Genomic DNA, 17,104 nt, shown 5'->3' with positions numbered 1-17,104 from the left:
CCGACCGTAGAAGCCACGCGAGCTCTACAGGTTGGCCAGGTCGTCGGGAACGTCGACCTTGTGTTCCTGCAGCGCCTCCAGGGGCACCACCTCGAGCGTGCGCTCGTGGGTGGACGCCAACACCACGGGCGCTGCGCACCCGTCGTTGTGGGCCCGGAGCCAGTTCAGGGCGGTGACGCACCAGCGGTCGCCGGGCAGCAGGCCGGGGAACCGGTGCTCGGGGACGGGCGTCAGCAAGTCGTTGCCGATGGAACGCTGGTGTTCCAGGAATTCGGCGGTCATCACCGCGCAGATCGTGTGCCGGCCGAGGTCTTCCTCGCCCGTCGAGCAGCAGCCGTCGCGGTAGAAACCTGTAAGCGGGTCGGTGCCGCACGGTTCCAGCGGACCGCCGAGCACGTTGCGATCAGGCACCGGTTTAGTATCGCGCCCCCGGGTGCGAAATTTGTAGTCACTTTGCCCATCCGCTCCGGCCGATTTTTTGCCGCCGCCGGCATTCGGCGCCCGAGCGGCCGGGCTGCGCGGTAGGTTCTGCCTGTGAAACTTTCCGGGGCTTTCCTGGCGGAAGCGGCCGCGACCGTCGACAACAAGCTCAACGTGCAGGGCGGCGTGCTGTCGAAGTTTACGGTCGGGCCCGACCGGTACGCCCGGGTTGTCCTCGTGGTACTGACGCAGGCCGACAGCGAGGATTCGGACCGACGGGTCGACGTGGAACTCAAACCGCCGACGCTCGACGCGGCGCAATACAAGTGGTTCGACGCGCCCGAGGCCGCCGTCGGGGAATTTCCGGGGTTCGCCTTCTTCGAAATCGAGGCGCGGCTGCCCGTTGACGGCCGCTGGACGATCGAGGTCAGTTGCGGTGATACGGCGGTCTCGCTGCCGCTTGTCGTGACCGGGTGGGCGCCGCCGTCCCTTGACATTTGAGCAGGGCCGTTTTCGCTTAGCGCGCAATGGCCTTGCACACCAAGGAAATCCGTTTTGTCGGGGTGGCCGGCCCGTCATGACGCCCGACCCTAGGCGCGAATGCCCCTAGGTCACAACAAGATAACAATTTCCGCGGCGCCGAGAAGGCGGCGCGACGCGCTGGCCAAATACCGGGTCCGGGGCCGCGGGAAATTTATCGTCATTTGGTGCATCGTCGTACAGCCTTGAAGCTTCCATTGCTGCTGGCGGCGGGCACGGCCCTGGCTCACGTACCAGGCGCCTCCGCGGACCCGGCGCCGCGCTCCTCCGGTGAGATCACCCGGTGGTCGCCCGACCGGGCCAACCGCTGGTATCAGGCGCAAGGATGGCTCGTCGGCGCGAACTACATCACGTCGAACGCCATCAATCAGCTCGAGATGTTCCAGCCCGCCACCTACGACCTTCGGCGCATCAACACCGAGCTGAGCTGGGCCCGGGCCTACGGTTTCAACAGCGTGCGGGTTTTCCTGCATGACCAGTTGTGGGCGCAGGATGCGAGGGGTTTTCACAATCGCCTCGCGCAGTTCGTCAGCGTCGCCGCCAGTCACGGCATCCGGCCGCTGTTCGTGTTCTTCGACTCGTGCTGGGACCCGTTCCCCAAACTCGGCCCGCAGCGCGCGCCGAGGCCCGGCGTCCACAACTCGGGGTGGGTGCAGAGCCCCGGCGCGGAACGCCTCGGCGACCCCGCCTACACCCAAGTCCTGCACGACTACGTGACGAGCGTGTTGACCCAATTCCGCAGTGACAACCGGGTTTTGGGTTGGGACATGTGGAACGAGCCGGACAATCCCGCGCGCGTGTACGCCAAGGTCGAGCGGAAGGACAAGCTGGAGCGGGTCGCGGAGCTGCTCCCCCAGGTGTTCCGCTGGGCCCGTTCGGTCGATCCCAGTCAACCCCTGACGAGCGGCGTGTGGCGAGGCGCCGACCAGGGCGAGCGCGCGGGCGCCAGCGCGATCAGCGACATCCAGCTCAGCAACGCCGACGTCATCACGTTCCACTCCTACGCAGAACCGGCGGGCTTCGAGTCGCGGGTCGCCGAGCTCGAACCGCATGGGCGGCCGATCATCTGCACGGAGTACATGGCCCGCCCCCAGGGCAGCACCATCGAGTCGATCCTGCCCATCGCGAAGCGCCGGAACATCGGCGCGTTCAACTGGGGGCTGGTCGCCGGGAAGACCCAGACGTACTTCCCGTGGGACTCGTGGGATCACCCCTACGCGGCGCCGCCGAAGGTGTGGTTTCACGACCTGCTGCAACCCGATGGCCGGCCCTATCGGGACAGCGAATTCCAGACGGCCCGCAGCCTGGGCGGCGGCGGCCCCACGTAAGACGCCTCCGAGCTGCGCAAAGAGGCAACTACGGGGTGTTTGTGGTGGGAAGCAGTTCGGCGATGAGTGCGTGGACGTGCTTGGCGATGTCATCGCGGATGGCGCGAACGATGTCGGCGGGCTGGCCTTCCGGGTCCGCCAGTTTCCAGTCGCGGTAGGTGACTCCGGGTAAGTGGGGGCTGATGTCGCCGCAGCCCATGGTGATCACGATGTCGCCGGCCCGCACGGCGCCGGGGGTGAGGAGTTTGGGGGCCGCGGCGGTGATGTCGACGCCGATTTCCGCCATGGCCGCGACGGCGGCGGGGCTGATCACCGAGGCGGGTTGGGTTCCGGCGGAGCGCACGTCGATGCGGTCACCTGCGAGGTGCGTGAGCAGCCCGGCGGCCATTTGAGAGCGGCCGGCGTTGTGCACGCAGACGAACAAGACGCTGGGTTTTTCTGTCATCGGCGGGGGCTCCGGGAGTGGATTGCGCACCGCCAACCTATGGAATTTTTGATTCGAAATTTGCACATTTTGTGCCCAAACGTCGCCACTCAGCAGCGCTGGGGCGTTAAGCAGGCGCGTTACCTGCCGTTCCTATTCTTTCCGTGGCGGTGGCGGAGGGATTTGAACCCTCGGACGGTTTTAGCCGTCACACGCTTTCGAGGCGTGCTCCTTAGGCCGCTCGGACACGCCACCGCCAGGCAGCTTACCGAACCGGAGGCCGCACGCCCCAATCGCTGATTCTGGCCACCGAGATTGCCGCCATGGTTGTGCTCGCGGCGAGATCACCGCCCTCAGGGCAATCTCGACGCGGCAGGAACTCACCCCGATCGCTGGCGGGCGAAGAAGGCCTCCAGCGGCGCGGCGCACTCCCGCGCTAGCACGCCGCCGCGCACCTCGGGGCGGTGGTTGAGCCGACGGTCGCGGACCACGTCCCACAGCGACCCGACCGCTCCCGTCTTGGGCTCCCACGCCCCGAACACCAGCCGCGCGACGCGGGCCAGCACCAGCGCGCCGGCGCACATGGTGCACGGCTCGACCGTCACCGCCAGCGTGGCCCCCTCCAGCCGCCAACCGTCGCCGAGCACGCCAGCGGCCGCCCGCATCGCCAGGATTTCGGCGTGCGCGGTCGGATCGCCAAGGGCCTCACGGGCATTCACCGCCCGGGCGAGCTCTCTCCCGTCGGCGCCGACGACCACCGCACCGATCGGCACGTCGCGCGGCCCCGCCGTCGCGGCGACCTTGAGTGCGGAACGGATCAGGTCTTCGTCAGTACTCACCGACCCGGCTTGATGGCGGCGACCCGCTTCGCCCGGCTCCGCCGCGCTCGCGATCACCGACCGAGGCGGTCGATCACCGCCGACAGCTGGTCGGCAAAGCCCATCTCGCGGGCGATGCGGCCGAGTTGCTCGTCGGCGTACAGGTCGGTCTCGTCGAGGATGACGCCGAGCACCGCCTCGGGGAGCCCGACGTCGGACAGCAACCCGAGGTCGCCCTCCTCGAACGGGTCGGCGTCCTCGAGGTCTTCGGGATCGATGTCGGCGTCGAGGTTGTCGAGCACCTCGGCGGCGATGTCGTAGTCCAGCGCGGCCGTGGCGTCGGAGAGCAGCAGCCGGGTCCCGGACGGGCCCGGGCGCACGATGACGAAGAACTCGTCGTCGACGTCAAGCAGCCCGAACACCGCGCCCGAGCTGCGCAGCTCACGCAGCTCCGTCTCGGCGGTCTGAAGGCTCGTCAGCGCCTTGGCGCCCATGGGATAACAGCGCCACTTACCCTCTTCTCGCACGACGGCAACGCCGAAGCCGTCCGGTGCGTCCGCGGACGGGCCTTGCGCTGGAGCGCGCTGTGCTCCCATGGGCGCCTACGCTAGTCGCTGACCAGCCCAACTGACCAGACGGAACACCGCCGCCCGCCGAAAGTGTGCAAACCTAAGACGGTGGCGCACCCTGTATCCAAGACTCCGGTTTGCGTGCTGGGGCTGGGCCTGATCGGCGGCTCGATCATGCGGGCCGCGACCGCGGCAGGCCGCGACGTGTTCGGCTACAACCGATCGGTCGAGGGCGCGCACGCGGCCACCGCCGACGGCTTCGACGCCAGCACCGATCTCAGCCACACCCTGACGCGGGCCGCCGATACCGATGCGCTGATCGTCGTGGCCGTGCCGATGCCGGCGCTGGCAGGCATGCTCGCCCACATCAGCGAGCTGGCCCCCGCTTGCCCGCTGACCGACGTCACCAGCGTCAAGAGCGCGGTGCTGAAAGAGGTGACCGAGGCCGGTCTGCTGGAACGCTTCGTCGGCGGCCACCCCATGACGGGCACCGCGGACTCGGGCTGGGCCGCCGGATACGCCGGTCTGTTCACCCGGGCCCCGTGGGTCATCAGCGTCGACGACCACGTCGACCCCGTGGTGTGGTCGATGGTGATGACGCTGGCGCTGGACTGCGGGGCGCTGGTGGTACCGGCCAAATCGGACGAGCACGACGCCGCGGCGGCCGCCATCTCGCACCTGCCGCACCTGCTCGCCGAGGCGCTGGCGGTCACCGCGGGCGAGGTCCCGCTGGCGTTCGCGCTGGCGGCCGGCTCGTTCCGCGACGGCACCCGGGTCGCCGGCACCGCCCCGGACCTGGTCCGGGCGATGTGCGAGGGCAACTCCGAGCAGCTGCTCCCGGCCGTCGACCAGGTCATCGAGTTGCTGGGCCGCGCCCGCGACTCGCTGGCCAGCCACAACTCACTGGCCGACCTCATCGATGCCGGCCACGCCGCGCGGACGCGTTACGACAGCTTCCCGCGCTCCGACATCTTCACGATCGTCATCGGCGAGGAGAAGTGGCGCGAGGAACTGGCCGCCGCGGGCCGGGCGGGCGGGGTGATCAGATCCGCTCTGCCAAGCTTGGGTAGTCCACAATGAAGCCGTCCTCGTCGACGCTCACGGTGGTGTCGGCGACGGGAGAGCGCAACTTGATTCCGTCGAGACGGCCCTCGCTGGTGTAGCTGACGGTCGCCGCGGTGACGCTCATGTCGGGCACGTTCACGTAGACCATGGGCAGCGTCACCGTGTCCGCCCGTTCGTGCAGAGCGAGGCGCCGGATCGGCAGCGCGTTGAAGAACGGGCTGAACACCACGTCGACGTCGAGCGCGCCGTTGTAACCGGCGCGCCGCTCGCCCTGGTGGTCGGTGACGAGCCACATGTTTTCCTCGTCGCGGGCGATCGAGAGCACTCGTTCGCGCTCGGCCAACGTCACGGTCAACCCGAGCCGCTTGGTGGCGCCGGTCTCGTCGGTCTGCAGGTCGTAGTAGGCGCCGAACGCCGGATTGGTCGGGGTGGCGGCGGCGACGATGCGCCCGTTAGCCCTCATCCGCTTGTTGGACAACTGAATTCGTACCGATTCCATGCGCGAGATGTCCTGTGCGCGCCAGGTCAACATCGCCTGCCATACGCGCCGGGCGGGGTCGGAGGAGGCCGTGTTCACTCTTCTACCGTAAAACTTGTCCACCGACGGCGGCACGTTTGTCGACAAGTGCGGTCGGCGTCACGTGGTCGCGCCGACGTACCCGCCCGCGTAACCGGCCGGTACCGGGCGCCGACGCCCACACCGCGAGCGCCAACAGGCCGTCGAGGATCAGCGCCAATGCGGCCACCATCAGCGCGCCGACCAGCGCGAGGTGAAACTCGCGCTCCTTGATCCCGTCGATCAGGTATCGGCCCAGGCCGCCGAGGCTGGCGTAGGCGGCGACGGTTGCGGTGGCGACCACCTGCAGCGTCGCGTTGCGCAGCCCGCCCAGGATCAGCGGCAGCGCGTTGGGTATCTCCGCGCGCAGCAGCACCTGGGCCTCCGTCATGCCCATCGCCCGGGCGGCGTCGACGACCGTCGGCTCGACGTTGGCGATGCCCGCATAGGTGCCGGCCAGCAGCGACGGCACGCCCAGCAACATCAGGGCGACCAGCGGCGGCCCCAAACCCAGCCCGAACAGCAGCACCCCCAGCAGCAGCACGCCCAGCGTCGGCAGGGCGCGCAGGCCGTTGACGGCGCCGACCACCAGGAGCGTGCCGCGCCCGGTGTGCCCGATGATGAGCCCGACCGGGACGGCGATCAACGCCGACGCGCCCACCGCGATCGCTGTGTACTCCAGGTGTTCGAGAATGCGCGAAGCCAGGCCGACGGGGCCGGTCCAGTTGTCGGCGGTCAGGAGGTAGGAGACGGCCTGCTGCACGAAGTTCATCGCGCACCGCCCACGACTGGGGCCACCACCGACCGGCGGCGCGGCGTGCGCCCGGCCCGCTCCCACGGCGTGGCCAGCCGGCCCGCCAGGACGATGAGCGCGTCGATGGCGATCGCGAGCACGAACAGCGCGATGATGCCGGCGACGATCTGATCGCTCTTGTCGGTCTGGTAGCCCTCGGTGAACCAGGTGCCCAGGCCGCCGATGCCGATCACCGAACCCACCGAGACCATCGCGATGTTGGTCACCACCACGACGCGCAGCCCGGCGACGAGAACCGGAATGGACAGCGGCAGTTCGACTTTCAGCATCCGCTTGATCGCCGGGTAGCCGATGGCGGTGGCGGCGTCGCTCACTTGGGCGGGCACCGCGTCCAGCGCCTCGAGCACCGCCCGCACCAACAGCGCGGCGGTGTATGCCGTCAGCGCCACCATGACGTTGGCCTCGTCGAGGATCCGGGTCCCGATGATCGTCGGCAACACCACGAACAGCGCCAGCGACGGGACGGTGAACACGACGCTTGCGGTGGCGGTCGTCAGCCGCCGGGCGATCGGTGCGCGCTGCACCAGCACGCCCAGCGGCACCGCGATGGCCAACCCGATCACGACCGGCACCAGCGAGAGCCGCAGATGGACGACGGTCAGGGCCCAGGCGTCGTCGAGGTGGGTGAGCAGGTAGTGCATGCCTAAGCCCTTCGCCGGGCTTCCACCGCGGCCAGCACGTCGGCGGCCAGCACGCCGCCGATCAGCTTGCCCCCGTCGTCGACGGCGACCCCCAGGCCCGACGGCGAGGACAGCGCCGCGTCGAGGGCGTGGCTGAGGTTGCCGTCGGGGCGGAACACCGACCCGACGCCGCCCATGCTGTCGGACAACGACGCGCCCGCGCGGTGCTTGCGCAGGCCCTCGGCGTCGATCCAGCCCACCGGGACGCCGGCGTCGTCGACCACCACCGCCCAGCCGTCCGGGAGGCTCGCGTCGGGGAGGCTGGCCGCGGCGACCCGGTCGATGTCGTGCAACGGCAGCCCGTCCGCGCCCATGAGCTGCAGCCACCGATACCCGCGGCCCAGACCGATGAACCGGGCGACGAATTCGTTGGCCGGACGCGACAGCAGATGCGCGGGTTCGTCGTACTGCTGCAGCACGCCGTCCCTGAATACCGCGATCCGTTCGCCGAGTCGCAGCGCCTCGTCGATGTCGTGCGTGACGAACACGGTGGTCTTGTGCAGTTCGCTTTGCAGGCGCAGGATTTCGTTCTGCAGCTCGTGGCGCACCACCGGGTCGACGGCGGAGAACGGCTCGTCCATCAACAGGATCGGCGGGTCGGCGGCCAGCGCGCGCGCCACGCCGACGCGTTGTTGTTCGCCGCCGGAGAGCTGCGCCGGATAGCGGGTGGCGATCTTGGGGTCCAACCCGACGCGCTCGAGCACCTCGTAGGCGGCCTTGCGGGCATCCCGGCGAGACCTGCCCTTGAGCACCGGAACCGTTGCGACGTTGTCGATCACGCGCTGATGGGGCATCAGGCCGGCGTGCTGGATTACGTAGCCGATCCCGAGACGCAGTCGTACCGGATTGACGGTCGACACATCCGCCCCGTTGACGGTTATCCGGCCGGAGGTCGGCTCGATCATCCGGTTGATCATCCGCAGCGCCGTGGTCTTGCCGCTGCCCGAAGAGCCTACGAATACCGTTAATTCGCCGTTGGGGACCACCAGGCTCAGCCGGTCGACGGCCGTCGTCCCGTCGGCGAACACCTTGCTGACGTTGTCGAAGACGATCAACGCTGCTGACCGATCGGGTGGTTGAAGCCGTTGTCGCGCACCCAGTTTCGCGCCGCCTGATCGGGATCGATGCCGGAGTTGCCCGACACCGCGGCGTTGAGGTGGGCCAGACCGGAGGTCGTCAGCTTCGCCGACACCGCATCCAGCACGTCCTTGAGGCGGTCCGACTTCTTCTGCGAATTCACCAGCGGCACAATGTTGCCGGCCAGAAAGTTGTGCTGCGGATCCTCGAGCGCCACCAGATGATTCTGCAGCATCGCCGGTGAGGTGCTGAGGATGTTGGCGGCCGTCACCTTCCCCTCCACCAATGCGCGCACGGTCACCGCGCCGCCGCCGTCGTTGATCGCGACGAAGTTGCCCGGGGCGATGTTGAGTCCGTACTTCTGTCGCAGGCCCGGCAGCCCGGACGGGCGCGTCTCGAACGCCGAGGGCGCCCCGAAGCGCACATCCGGCGAGTGCGCCGCCAGATCGCCGATCGTTTTGAGGTTCCAGTCGCCGGCCGTGCCGCTGGTGACGGTGACCGTGTCGGTGTCCGAGGCCGGCGACGGCGTCAGGATCGACAGGTCACCGGGGAGCTTCTTGTACAGCTCCAGCTCGACGTCGTCGAGCATGGTCGCGGTGGAGTCGGGCGCGAAGTACAACAGCAGGTTCCCGATGTATTCGGGCACCAAGTCGATGGAATGATCCTTCAGCGCAGGAACATACGTCTCCCTGCTGCCGATCCCCATCCGCCGCCCGATCTCGAACCCGTTGGCCTGCAACGCTTCCGCGTAGATCTCGGCGACAATCTCCGACTCCGGAAAGTCGCCGGAGCCGACCACGATCGATTTCGGGCTGCGCATCTGCGTCCCCAGCGGATCGGAATTGCTGCACGCCGCGATCAGACCTACCGCCGCCAGCCACGCTGCCGCCCGGACAGTCACGCGGCGCGCGCGCAGCCGCATCCTCATACCGCCGACACTAACGGCAGAACCGCTGCGACGCGGCAGGCCGCGGGCGTCGGTTTGGGTGGATTTGTTTCAATCTGCGCAGGATGGGACAAAGATGAGATTATGAGCGGCCAAACTCCTGTCCCCCCTCCCCCGCCTCCACCGCCGCCGGATCCGCACGTCGGCGCGACGCCCAAGGAACCGGCCGTCGGGTTCACCCGCGCCGGGGCTTTATGGACCTTCCTGATCGTCGGCTTCCTGATCCTGATCCTGCTGTTGATCTTCATAGCCCAGAACACGGATTCGGCGCGGTTTACGTTCTTGAGCTGGCACTGGAGCCTGCCGCTGGGCGTCGCGTTTCTGCTGGGCGCCGTGGTGGGCGGCCTGATCACCGTGGCCGTCGGCACCGCGCGGATTCTCCAGCTGCGCCGCGTGGCCAAGAAACACCACGCGTCCGCGCAGAACTTCTAGCGCCGGGTTTCGGTGTGAATCGAGGGCGTTGCGTGTGAGACCACGGCGAGAAAATCGCCGGGTTCCCGCCCTGGGCTCACACCGAAAGCCCTGAGCGCACACTCAGCCGGGCAGCTTGGCCAGCTCAGCCAGCCCGCGGGAAATCAGCGGCGCGACGACCTCGGGCGTGTGCTCGGATTCTTTTCCGCTGGCCAAGTCCGACATGCGCCGGCGGAAGTCGATGCCGGCGGCGATGATGGCGAGCTTGAAGTACGCCAGCGCCATGTAGAACTCCCAATGCGCCAACGGCAACCCGGCCACCAGCGAGTAGCGGTCGGCCAGCTCGTCCGCCGTCGGCAACAGCGGCGACGTCCAGGCGGCCTGCGCGTTGACGATCAGGTCCAGCGCCGGGTCGCGGTAGACGCACATCAGCGCGGCGTCGGACAGCGGGTCACCCAGGGTCGAGAGCTCCCAGTCCACGACCGCGCGCACCTTCGTCGGGTCGTCGGCGTCCAGGATGGTGTTGTCGATCCGGTAGTCGCCGTGCACGATCGAGGTCCGGCTCTGCTGCGGAATGGATTGGCGCAGGCCGGAATGCAGCCGTTCGACGTCGGCGTCGCGGTGGTCGTCGGGCAGCCGCACCAGCTCCCATTGCGAACCCCAGCGTCGCACCTGACGCTCCAGGTAACCGCTGGGCTTGCCAAAGTCGGCCAGCCCCACGGCGTTCGGGTCGACGCTGTGCAGATCGACGAGGACCCGGATCAACGAGTCGACGCAGGCGTCGATGACGGTGTGACTGAACGCTTCGAGCTGCGCGCGTCGGCGCACCACCTGCCCGGCAACGAATTCGACGATCTGAAACGGCGCGCCCAGCACCGAGTCGTCCTCACACAGCGCGATCGCGCGCGCCACCGGAACCGGCGTGTCCTGCAGCGCGGCGACGACCTTGAATTCGCGCGCCATGTCGTGGGCCGACGGCGTGAGCCCGTGCAGCGGCGGGCGGCGCACCAGCCAGCTGGTCGCGTCGTCGTACACCCGGAACGTCAGATTCGAGCGGCCACCGGAGATGAACTCGCCCCGCAGCTCGCCGTCGCGGCCTATCCCGAGCGAACGCAGGTACCGGTCCAGCGAGGCCAGGTCGAGCCCGTCGAGTCGGTCAACTGAAGTCACTCGAACTTGTTTACCACCGCTGATGTCGGTCAACTTCACCACCACCGATTTGCCCGACTCCACCTCAGGCCGTTCCACGGCCTGCATCGTCGCCGGGCAGCCGCTGGTTTCGCGGCAACAGATCCCACACATGCTCGACCGTGTTGACCCCCGCCACCGTCGCCTGACCCGTCCGCGAGAACAGCAGCCGGGTCACCGACGCGTAGTCGACGGGGAAGGACAACAGCCGCGTCGTGCCCAGGATTTCGTGCAACAGCACGTTGATCACCCCGCCGTGGCTGAACACCGCGACCGTGTCCTCGGGGTCGGCGGCGGCGACGAGGTCGTCGACCCCCGCGCGGACGCGCGCACGAAACGCGTCCTCGTCCACCGCGCTGGGCAGATGCCCCTCGGCCAGGCGGGCCCATTCCTCCGGTCGTTCGGCTTTGATCTGCTCGACGGGGATGTAGACGGGAAGGTCGCGGTCGTATTCGGCGAATCGGTCGTCGATTTCGACTCGCAGCCGGCGCGCGGCCGCGACGGGTTCGGCGGTCTGAATGGCGCGCCGCTGCGGGCTGCTCACCACCCGCGCGATGGGAAACCGGGCGAGCGCGTCGGGCAGGCGCTCGACCTGCGCCCACCCCTGCTCCGACAGGTCCGGGTCGGAACCCTCGCCGTGTTCGCTGCGCAGCGGTAGCGCATGCCGGACCAAGAGCACTTGCATGTTTGTTCCCGTCGTCGGATGGTGGGCAGCGCCCAGTTTCTCATCGTGCCCCCCGACACCGATCCCGAGGAGGAGAGATGACACAGCCGCAGATGGATTGGGACGCCGCATACCGGCAGGAAACGCCGCCGCCGTGGAGCATCGGCCGGCCGCAGCCCGAGCTGGCGGCGCTGATCGACGAGGGCAAGATCCGCAGCGATGTCCTGGACTCCGGCTGCGGCCACGCCGAGCTGTCGCTCGCCCTCGCCGCGCGCGGGTACACCGTCGTCGGACTGGACGCCAGCGCGACGGCGGTCGAGGCAGCGACCGCGACGGCCGCCGAACGAGGCTTGACGACAGCGACTTTCGCGCAGGCCGACGTCACCAACTTCCGGGGCTATGACGGTCGCTTCTCCACGATTCTGGACAGCGGACTGTTCCACGCGCTGCCGCCCGAGAGCCGCCAGGACTACCTGCAGTCGATCTTTCGGGCCGCCGCGCCGGGGGCGGCGCTGTACATCCTGGCGTTCGCCGCGGGGGCCCTGGGCCCTCAGAGCGCCGACCGGCCCGGCCCGCGCGGCTTCACCGAGACGGAGCTGCACGACGCCGTCGCAGAGCTCTGGCAAGTCGACGATCTGCGCCCCGCCAAGCTCTACGGCAACGCCGGCGCGCTCGCGGCTTCCGGTGATCCGTTGCCCGAGGTCGAATACGACACCGACGGCCACTTCATGGCGCCGGGCTTCCTGCTGAGCGCGCACAAGCCCGGATAACAGTCGAGGGTTTCCGCGCCCCGTGGAGAATGCTATTCTCCCCACGGAGAGCGGGGTGTGCAGCCTATGACGAGTGTCAGCGAAACCCAACTGGACCCGGGCGTCCTTGCCCGTTGGCTGGATGCGAGCGGGGCGCCCGGCGCCGGCGAGCAACCGGTGCTGAACCAGCTCAAGGGGGGTTCCCAGAACACCCTGTACCTGATCGAACGCGGCGGCGAACGAATGGTGCTGCGGATGCCGGGCGCGCGCGCCGACGCGGCCCGCATCGACGGCCTGCTCCGCGAGATCCGGCTGGTCCGCGCGCTGTCGGGCACCGACGTGCCACACGCGGCGCTGATCGCCGCCGATGACACCGGCACCGTGCTGGGCATGCCGTTCTACGTGATGCAGGCGATCGACGGGTGGAGCCCGATGGACGGCGGATGGCAGGCGCCGTTCGACACCGACCTGGAGGCCCGTCGCGGGCTGGCGTTCCAACTGGTCGAGGGCGCCGCCAAGCTGGGCCGGGTGGATTGGCGCGCGCAAGACCTCGAAGGCTTCGGGCGCCCGGACGGCTTCCACGAACGACAGGTTGATCGCTGGCTGACGTTCCTCGACGCCTACAAGGTGCGGGAGCTGCCTGGGCTGCACGAGGCCGCCGACTGGTTGCGCAACCACCGGCCCGACCACTACAAGCCCGGCATCATGCACGGCGACTACCAGTTCGCCAACGTGATGTTCGCGCACGGTGCGCCCGCCCGTTTGGCCGCGATCGTGGACTGGGAGATGACGACGGTCGGCGATCCGCTGCTCGATCTCGCCTGGGCGCTGCTGGGCTACGACGGCGAGGAGCCCAGCACCGACGGGTTCTACCTCGACATGCGCGGCATGCCGACGCGCAGCGAATTGCTCGAGCACTACGAGAAGATCAGCGGGCTGTCCACCGAGAACATCGACTATTACCTGGTGCTGGCCAACTGGAAGCTCGGCATCGTGCTCGAGAAGACCTACGCGGCGGGGGTCAAGACCGGAAAAGTCGACCCGAACATCCAGGACACCTTCGGGGCGATGATCCCGCGGCTCATCGCCACCGCGGCCACGCTGGCCGGGGCACGCTGAAATGGGTTACGCGGACCAGCTTTTCGACCTCACCGACCAGGTGGTGCTGATCACCGGCGGCAGCCGCGGGCTGGGACGCGAGATGGCGTTCGCCGTCGCCCACTGCGGCGCCGATGTGGTGATCGCCAGCCGCAACATGGACAACTGCGTGTCGACCGCCAAGGAGATCGAGGCCGAGACCGGCCGCTCCGCGATGCCCTACCAGGTGCACGTGGGGCGGTGGGACCAACTCGACGGCCTGGTCGAGGCCACCTACGAGCGGTTCGGCAAGGTCGACACGTTGATCAACAACGCGGGCATGTCGCCCCTGTATGACAAGCTGACCGACGTCACCGAGAAGCTCTTCGACGCGGTGCTGAATCTGAATCTCAAGGGCCCCTTCCGGTTATCCGCCTTGGTGGGCGAGCGGATGGTCGCGGCCGGGCGCGGATCGATCATCAACGTGAGCACGGCCGGATCGCTGCGGCCGGCCCCCGACATCGTCCCGTACGCCTCGGCCAAGGCGGGCTTGAACGCCATGACCGAGGCGTTGGCGAAGGCGTTCGGACCGGACGTCCGGGTCAACACGCTGATGGCCGGACCGTTCCTGACCGACGTGAGCAAGGCCTGGAACCTCGAGGGGGCCAAGGGCAAGCCGTTCGGGCACCTGGCGTTGCAGCGCGCCGGCGACCCCCGCGAAATCGTCGGCGCCGCGCTGTTTCTGGCGTCCGACGCCTCCAGTTTCACCACCGGTTCGATCCTGCGGGCCGACGGCGGAATTCCGTAGCAGACGTGGCGATCGCAGGCGCGGCGCAGCCGGGCCACGCGGGTCGCCACCAAACGAACGAGTAGGAGCATTCGAATGTCCTGGGACTTCTCCACCGAACCGGAGTTCGAAAAGAAGCTGACCTGGATCCGCGAATTTGTGCGCGAGGAGGTCGAGCCCCTCGAGGTGCTGTTCCCTGGCTGCGAATTCCTTCCGCTCAACGACGAGCGGCGCCGAATCGTCGATCCGCTCAAGCAGCAGGTCCGCGACAACGGCCTGTGGGCACCGCATTTGGGCCCGGAGCTCGGCGGGCAGGGGTTCGGCGCGGTCAAGCTGACGCTGATCAACGAGATCCTCGGGCGCAGCCCGTGGGCGCCGATCGTGTTCGGGACCCAGGCGCCCGACACGGGCAACGCGGAGATCATCGCCCGCTTCGGAACCCAGGACCAGAAGGACCGCTATCTGTCCGGCCTGCTGTCCGGGGAGATCTTTTCCTGCTTCTCGATGACCGAACCGCAGGGCGGCGCGGACCCGCGGGTCTTCACCACCCGCGCGGTCCGCGACGGGGACGACTGGATCATCACCGGGCGAAAGTACTTCTCCTCCAACGCGTCCGTCGCGTCGTTCTTCATCGTCGTCGCGATCACCGATCCCGACGTGCCCGTCCACCAGGGCGCCTCGACGTTCCTCATTCCGGCCGGCACCCCGGGCTTGAACGTGGAGGCCACCCACCACCTCGTCGGCGCCGACCCCCACGAGCCGGGGCATTCGCTGGTCCGCTACGACGGGGTGCGGGTGCCTTCGGAGGCGCTGCTCGGCGAACCCGGTCAGGGCTTCCTGATCCTGCAGACCCGGCTGGCCGGCGGCCGGCTGCATCACGCGATGCGCTCGATCGGGATGGCGCAGCGCGCCGTCGAGATGATGTCGCGGCGCGCGAAAAGCCGCTTCACCCAGGGCAGCTCGCTGGCCGACAAGCAGTTGGTGCAGGAGTTCGTCGCCGACTCATATACGGAGCTGATCCCGTTCCGGCTGACCGTGCTGCACGCCGCCTGGCTCATCGACAACGGCGACGAGCGCGCAGCGCGCGCCGAGATCGCCGCTTGCAAGATCCTGGCGTCGCAGGTGCTGAAATCGATTGCGCTGCGGGCGATTCAGGTCCACGGTGCCCTCGGCCTCACCGACCAGCTGCCACTGGTCAACGTGCTGCTCGGCGGCATCGCGCTCGGCCTGGCCGACGGTCCGACCGAGGCGCACAAGGTCAACCTGGCGCGGATGCTGCTCAAGGGCTACGACGCCGAAGAGGGCGATTGGCCGAACGAGATGCTGGACGTACGGCTCGAGGCCGCCCGCGCCAAATACGGTGAGCTCGTTGGCCAGTAGCAGGGTCACCGCGGCGGTCGAGCGCGCCCTGGACGACCGCCAGCGCGAGGCGACCGAGGAGGTCGAGCGGATCCTGGCCGCGGCGGTGCGGGTGATGGAACGCGTCGCGCCCGAGGAGCCGCGGGTCAGCGACATCGTCGCCGAGGCCGGCTCGTCGAACAAGGCGTTCTACCGGTACTTCGCGGGCAAGGACGAGCTCATCCTGGCGGTCATGGAACGCGGCGTGGCCATCGTCGAGTCCTACCTGCAGCACCAGATGGCCAAGGAATCCAGGCCGGCAGACCAGGTGGCGCGCTGGATCGAGGGCACGCTGGCCCAGGTGGCCGACCCGCACCTGATCAGCATGAGCCGCGCGGCGGCCGGGCAGATGTCGGCGCCCAATTGGCGGGTGGCCGACACCGAAATGCTGCGGCCGCTACGGGATCTCCTCATCGAGCCCATCGCGGCGCTGGGCAGCACCGACGTCGACCGCGACGTCGAGGCGGTGTTCTCCTGCACCGCGGCGACCATGCGCCGATATGTGGGATCCGGCGACCGCCCCCTGCTCGAGGACATCGCCCACCTGGTGGGCTTTTGCCTGCGCGGCCTGGGGATCGGGTGATGCGCGCCGTCGTCTGCCGTTCGTATGGCACGCCGGAGGACCTGGTCGTCGAAGACCTTCCCGATCCGGTCCCCGGGCCCGGCCAGCTGGTGGTGCGGGTGCACGCCGCCGCGGTCAACTTCCCCGACGTGCTGCTGATCGCGGGCAAGTATCAGGTCAAGATTCCGGTTCCGTTCGTGCCAGGCAGCGAACTGGCCGGCGAAGTGGTGGCGGTCGGCGACGGCACCCCGTTTCGCTTGGGGCAGCGGGTCTCCGCGACCACCCCGACCGGTGCATTTGCCGAGCGGGTGCTGCTCGATTCCAGAGCGGCCGCGCTGATACCCGACGGCGCCGACTTCGCGTCGGCCGCGGCGTTCGGGGTGACCTATCGCACCGCGTATCACGCGCTGCGGTCGATTGCCGCAGTGGCACAAGGTGATTGGGTGGTGGTGCTGGGTGCCGCCGGCGGTGTGGGGCTGGCGGCCGTGGACCTGGCGGTCGCGATGGGCGCCCGGGTGCTGGCCGCCGCGTCGAGTCCCGAAAAACTCGAGCTGTGCCGGCAGCGCGGCGCCGAGGCCGCCGTCGACTACGACCACGAAGACCTCAAGACCCGCATCCGCGAGCTCACCGGCGACTCCGCCAGGGTGGCCCTGGACCCCGTCGGCGGGCCGTACGCGGAGCCCGCGCTGCGCGGCCTGGCCCGCGGCGGCAGCTTCATCACCCTCGGCTACGCGTCGGGCACCATCCCGTCCATCCCGCTGAACCTGGTCCTGCTCAAGGGCATCACGATCCGCGGCATGGAGATCCGCACCTTCATGGGCGACCGGGCCGACGACGCCGCGCGCGACCTGCGCGAGCTGGAGCAGATGTTCGCCGCCGGCACGATCCGGCCCTACATCGGCGCGCGCTTCCCGCTTTCCGAGGCCCCGGCCGCGCTGCGGCACGTGGCCGAGCGAAAGGTGCTGGGCAAGGTGGTCATCGACGTGGACGCGTCGTAGCGCGAGCAGACGCAGAATCGCACAGGTTCGGCG

Annotated in this window: 20 protein-coding genes, 1 tRNA gene and 1 pseudogene; 10 read left to right on the top strand and 12 right to left on the bottom strand. The window is 68.8% G+C overall.

Annotated features, from left to right (window positions below; translation table 11 throughout):
• Positions 1-24: 24 nt before the first annotated feature.
• Positions 25-411 (bottom strand): DUF2237 family protein, encoded by a 387-nt coding sequence (locus AC5Y4S_RS28800; protein ID WP_500035938.1) that lies wholly within the window; start codon positions 409-411, stop codon positions 25-27.
• Between the two features lie 123 nt (positions 412-534).
• On the opposite strand from AC5Y4S_RS28800, the gene AC5Y4S_RS28795 reads away from it, so the two are divergent.
• Complete coding sequence (locus AC5Y4S_RS28795) at positions 535-921, top strand: hypothetical protein (RefSeq protein ID WP_500035937.1); 387 nt, start codon at positions 535-537, stop codon at positions 919-921.
• A 206-nt stretch (positions 922-1,127) separates the two neighbouring features.
• The gene (locus tag AC5Y4S_RS28790; protein ID WP_500035936.1) at positions 1,128-2,288 is read left to right on the top strand and encodes a cellulase family glycosylhydrolase; all 1,161 of its coding nucleotides are present in this window, start codon (positions 1,128-1,130) and stop codon (positions 2,286-2,288) included.
• A 28-nt stretch (positions 2,289-2,316) separates the two neighbouring features.
• Here the strand turns inward: AC5Y4S_RS28790 and AC5Y4S_RS28785 are convergent.
• The 4 genes and pseudogenes from AC5Y4S_RS28785 to AC5Y4S_RS28770 all read right to left on the bottom strand — a co-directional run.
• Positions 2,317-2,769, bottom strand: a pseudogene (locus AC5Y4S_RS28785) (arsenate reductase ArsC); the annotation flags it as partial.
• A 108-nt stretch (positions 2,770-2,877) separates the two neighbouring features.
• Positions 2,878-2,967, bottom strand: a tRNA-Ser gene (locus AC5Y4S_RS28780).
• 125 nt (positions 2,968-3,092) lie between these two features.
• Positions 3,093-3,551, bottom strand: a complete 459-nt coding sequence (locus AC5Y4S_RS28775; protein WP_500035935.1) for a nucleoside deaminase — start codon at positions 3,549-3,551, stop codon at positions 3,093-3,095.
• Positions 3,552-3,604: 53 nt separating this feature from the next.
• A complete protein-coding gene (locus tag AC5Y4S_RS28770; protein ID WP_068179924.1) occupies positions 3,605-4,126 on the bottom strand; it encodes a tRNA adenosine deaminase-associated protein in 522 nt (173 codons plus the stop codon).
• Positions 4,127-4,240: 114 nt separating this feature from the next.
• Between AC5Y4S_RS28770 and AC5Y4S_RS28765 the strand changes: the two genes are divergently transcribed.
• Positions 4,241-5,179, top strand: coding sequence for a prephenate dehydrogenase (locus AC5Y4S_RS28765; RefSeq protein WP_500035965.1), 939 nt, complete (start codon positions 4,241-4,243; stop codon positions 5,177-5,179).
• Here the strand turns inward: AC5Y4S_RS28765 and AC5Y4S_RS28760 are convergent.
• From AC5Y4S_RS28760 to AC5Y4S_RS28740, 5 genes are read right to left on the bottom strand one after another with little or no spacing between them, the layout of a single operon-like run.
• Positions 5,142-5,696: a putative glycolipid-binding domain-containing protein gene (locus AC5Y4S_RS28760; RefSeq protein WP_500035964.1), complete on the bottom strand. Its 555-nt coding sequence runs from the start codon at positions 5,694-5,696 to the stop codon at positions 5,142-5,144. The two genes, AC5Y4S_RS28765 and AC5Y4S_RS28760, sit on opposite strands and share 38 nt — an antisense overlap.
• Before the next feature lie 49 nt (positions 5,697-5,745).
• Positions 5,746-6,492 carry an ABC transporter permease gene (locus AC5Y4S_RS28755; RefSeq protein ID WP_500035934.1) on the bottom strand — a complete coding sequence of 249 codons (747 nt, stop codon included), beginning with the start codon at positions 6,490-6,492 and terminating at the stop codon, positions 5,746-5,748.
• On the bottom strand, positions 6,489-7,175 hold the full coding sequence (locus AC5Y4S_RS28750; protein ID WP_068179942.1) for an ABC transporter permease: 687 nt from the start codon (positions 7,173-7,175) through the stop codon (positions 6,489-6,491). Before AC5Y4S_RS28750 ends, AC5Y4S_RS28755 begins: the two co-directional genes overlap by 4 nt.
• A 2-nt stretch (positions 7,176-7,177) precedes the next feature.
• Positions 7,178-8,269: an ABC transporter ATP-binding protein gene (locus AC5Y4S_RS28745; RefSeq protein ID WP_500035933.1), complete on the bottom strand. Its 1,092-nt coding sequence runs from the start codon at positions 8,267-8,269 to the stop codon at positions 7,178-7,180.
• Entirely contained in the window at positions 8,266-9,219 is a 954-nt protein-coding gene (locus tag AC5Y4S_RS28740; protein ID WP_500035932.1) for an ABC transporter substrate-binding protein, read from the bottom strand. Before AC5Y4S_RS28740 ends, AC5Y4S_RS28745 begins: the two co-directional genes overlap by 4 nt.
• 102 nt (positions 9,220-9,321) lie before the next feature.
• Between AC5Y4S_RS28740 and AC5Y4S_RS28735 the strand changes: the two genes are divergently transcribed.
• Positions 9,322-9,669: a LapA family protein gene (locus tag AC5Y4S_RS28735; protein ID WP_500035931.1), complete on the top strand. Its 348-nt coding sequence runs from the start codon at positions 9,322-9,324 to the stop codon at positions 9,667-9,669.
• Between the two features lie 102 nt (positions 9,670-9,771).
• Here the strand turns inward: AC5Y4S_RS28735 and AC5Y4S_RS28730 are convergent, their stop codons facing one another.
• Both AC5Y4S_RS28730 and AC5Y4S_RS28725 read right to left on the bottom strand, forming a co-directional pair.
• Complete coding sequence (locus AC5Y4S_RS28730) at positions 9,772-10,818, bottom strand: phosphotransferase family protein (protein ID WP_500035930.1); 1,047 nt, start codon at positions 10,816-10,818, stop codon at positions 9,772-9,774.
• A gap of 64 nt (positions 10,819-10,882) precedes the next feature.
• Positions 10,883-11,521 (bottom strand): histidine phosphatase family protein, encoded by a 639-nt coding sequence (locus tag AC5Y4S_RS28725; RefSeq protein WP_500035929.1) that lies wholly within the window; start codon positions 11,519-11,521, stop codon positions 10,883-10,885.
• Positions 11,522-11,598: 77 nt separating this feature from the next.
• Between AC5Y4S_RS28725 and AC5Y4S_RS28720 the strand changes: the two genes are divergently transcribed.
• The 6 genes from AC5Y4S_RS28720 (at position 11,599) to AC5Y4S_RS28695 (ending at position 17,071) form a co-directional block, all read left to right on the top strand.
• Positions 11,599-12,270, top strand: coding sequence for a class I SAM-dependent methyltransferase (locus AC5Y4S_RS28720; RefSeq protein ID WP_500035928.1), 672 nt, complete (start codon positions 11,599-11,601; stop codon positions 12,268-12,270).
• 66 nt (positions 12,271-12,336) lie between these two features.
• On the top strand, positions 12,337-13,368 hold the full coding sequence (locus AC5Y4S_RS28715) for a phosphotransferase family protein (RefSeq protein ID WP_500035927.1): 1,032 nt from the start codon (positions 12,337-12,339) through the stop codon (positions 13,366-13,368).
• A gap of 1 nt (position 13,369) precedes the next feature.
• Entirely contained in the window at positions 13,370-14,134 is a 765-nt protein-coding gene (locus AC5Y4S_RS28710; RefSeq protein ID WP_500035926.1) for an SDR family NAD(P)-dependent oxidoreductase, read from the top strand.
• A gap of 75 nt (positions 14,135-14,209) precedes the next feature.
• Complete coding sequence (locus AC5Y4S_RS28705) at positions 14,210-15,493, top strand: acyl-CoA dehydrogenase family protein (protein ID WP_500035925.1); 1,284 nt, start codon at positions 14,210-14,212, stop codon at positions 15,491-15,493.
• Positions 15,474-16,094 (top strand): TetR/AcrR family transcriptional regulator, encoded by a 621-nt coding sequence (locus AC5Y4S_RS28700; protein WP_500035924.1) that lies wholly within the window; start codon positions 15,474-15,476, stop codon positions 16,092-16,094. The genes AC5Y4S_RS28705 and AC5Y4S_RS28700 overlap by 20 nt, the downstream gene beginning before the upstream one ends.
• Positions 16,094-17,071 carry an NADPH:quinone oxidoreductase family protein gene (locus AC5Y4S_RS28695; protein WP_500035923.1) on the top strand — a complete coding sequence of 326 codons (978 nt, stop codon included), beginning with the start codon at positions 16,094-16,096 and terminating at the stop codon, positions 17,069-17,071. The genes AC5Y4S_RS28700 and AC5Y4S_RS28695 overlap by 1 nt, the downstream gene beginning before the upstream one ends.
• Positions 17,072-17,104 lie beyond the last annotated feature (33 nt).

It is taken from the genome of Mycobacterium sp. NGS64 (genome assembly GCF_059812245.1).
This window is presented reverse-complemented; position numbering and strand designations above follow the sequence as displayed.

Bases quoted from the DNA above. Each gene is read 5' to 3' on its own strand.
- AC5Y4S_RS28770 (WP_068179924.1), bottom strand. From the start codon at position 4,126: ATGGGAGCACAGCGCGCTCCAGCGCAAGGCCCGTCCGCGGACGCACCG.
- AC5Y4S_RS28760 (WP_500035964.1), bottom strand. From the start codon at position 5,696: ATGTTGACCTGGCGCGCACAGGACATCTCGCGCATGGAATCGGTACGA.
- AC5Y4S_RS28755 (WP_500035934.1), bottom strand. From the start codon at position 6,492: ATGAACTTCGTGCAGCAGGCCGTCTCCTACCTCCTGACCGCCGACAAC.
- AC5Y4S_RS28750 (WP_068179942.1), bottom strand. From the start codon at position 7,175: ATGCACTACCTGCTCACCCACCTCGACGACGCCTGGGCCCTGACCGTC.
- AC5Y4S_RS28740 (WP_500035932.1), bottom strand. From the start codon at position 9,219: ATGAGGATGCGGCTGCGCGCGCGCCGCGTGACTGTCCGGGCGGCAGCG.
- AC5Y4S_RS28735 (WP_500035931.1), top strand. From the start codon at position 9,322: ATGAGCGGCCAAACTCCTGTCCCCCCTCCCCCGCCTCCACCGCCGCCG.
- AC5Y4S_RS28725 (WP_500035929.1), bottom strand. From the start codon at position 11,521: ATGCAAGTGCTCTTGGTCCGGCATGCGCTACCGCTGCGCAGCGAACAC.
- AC5Y4S_RS28720 (WP_500035928.1), top strand. From the start codon at position 11,599: ATGACACAGCCGCAGATGGATTGGGACGCCGCATACCGGCAGGAAACG.
- AC5Y4S_RS28715 (WP_500035927.1), top strand. From the start codon at position 12,337: ATGACGAGTGTCAGCGAAACCCAACTGGACCCGGGCGTCCTTGCCCGT.
- AC5Y4S_RS28710 (WP_500035926.1), top strand. From the start codon at position 13,370: ATGGGTTACGCGGACCAGCTTTTCGACCTCACCGACCAGGTGGTGCTG.
- AC5Y4S_RS28705 (WP_500035925.1), top strand. From the start codon at position 14,210: ATGTCCTGGGACTTCTCCACCGAACCGGAGTTCGAAAAGAAGCTGACC.
- AC5Y4S_RS28695 (WP_500035923.1), top strand. From the start codon at position 16,094: ATGCGCGCCGTCGTCTGCCGTTCGTATGGCACGCCGGAGGACCTGGTC.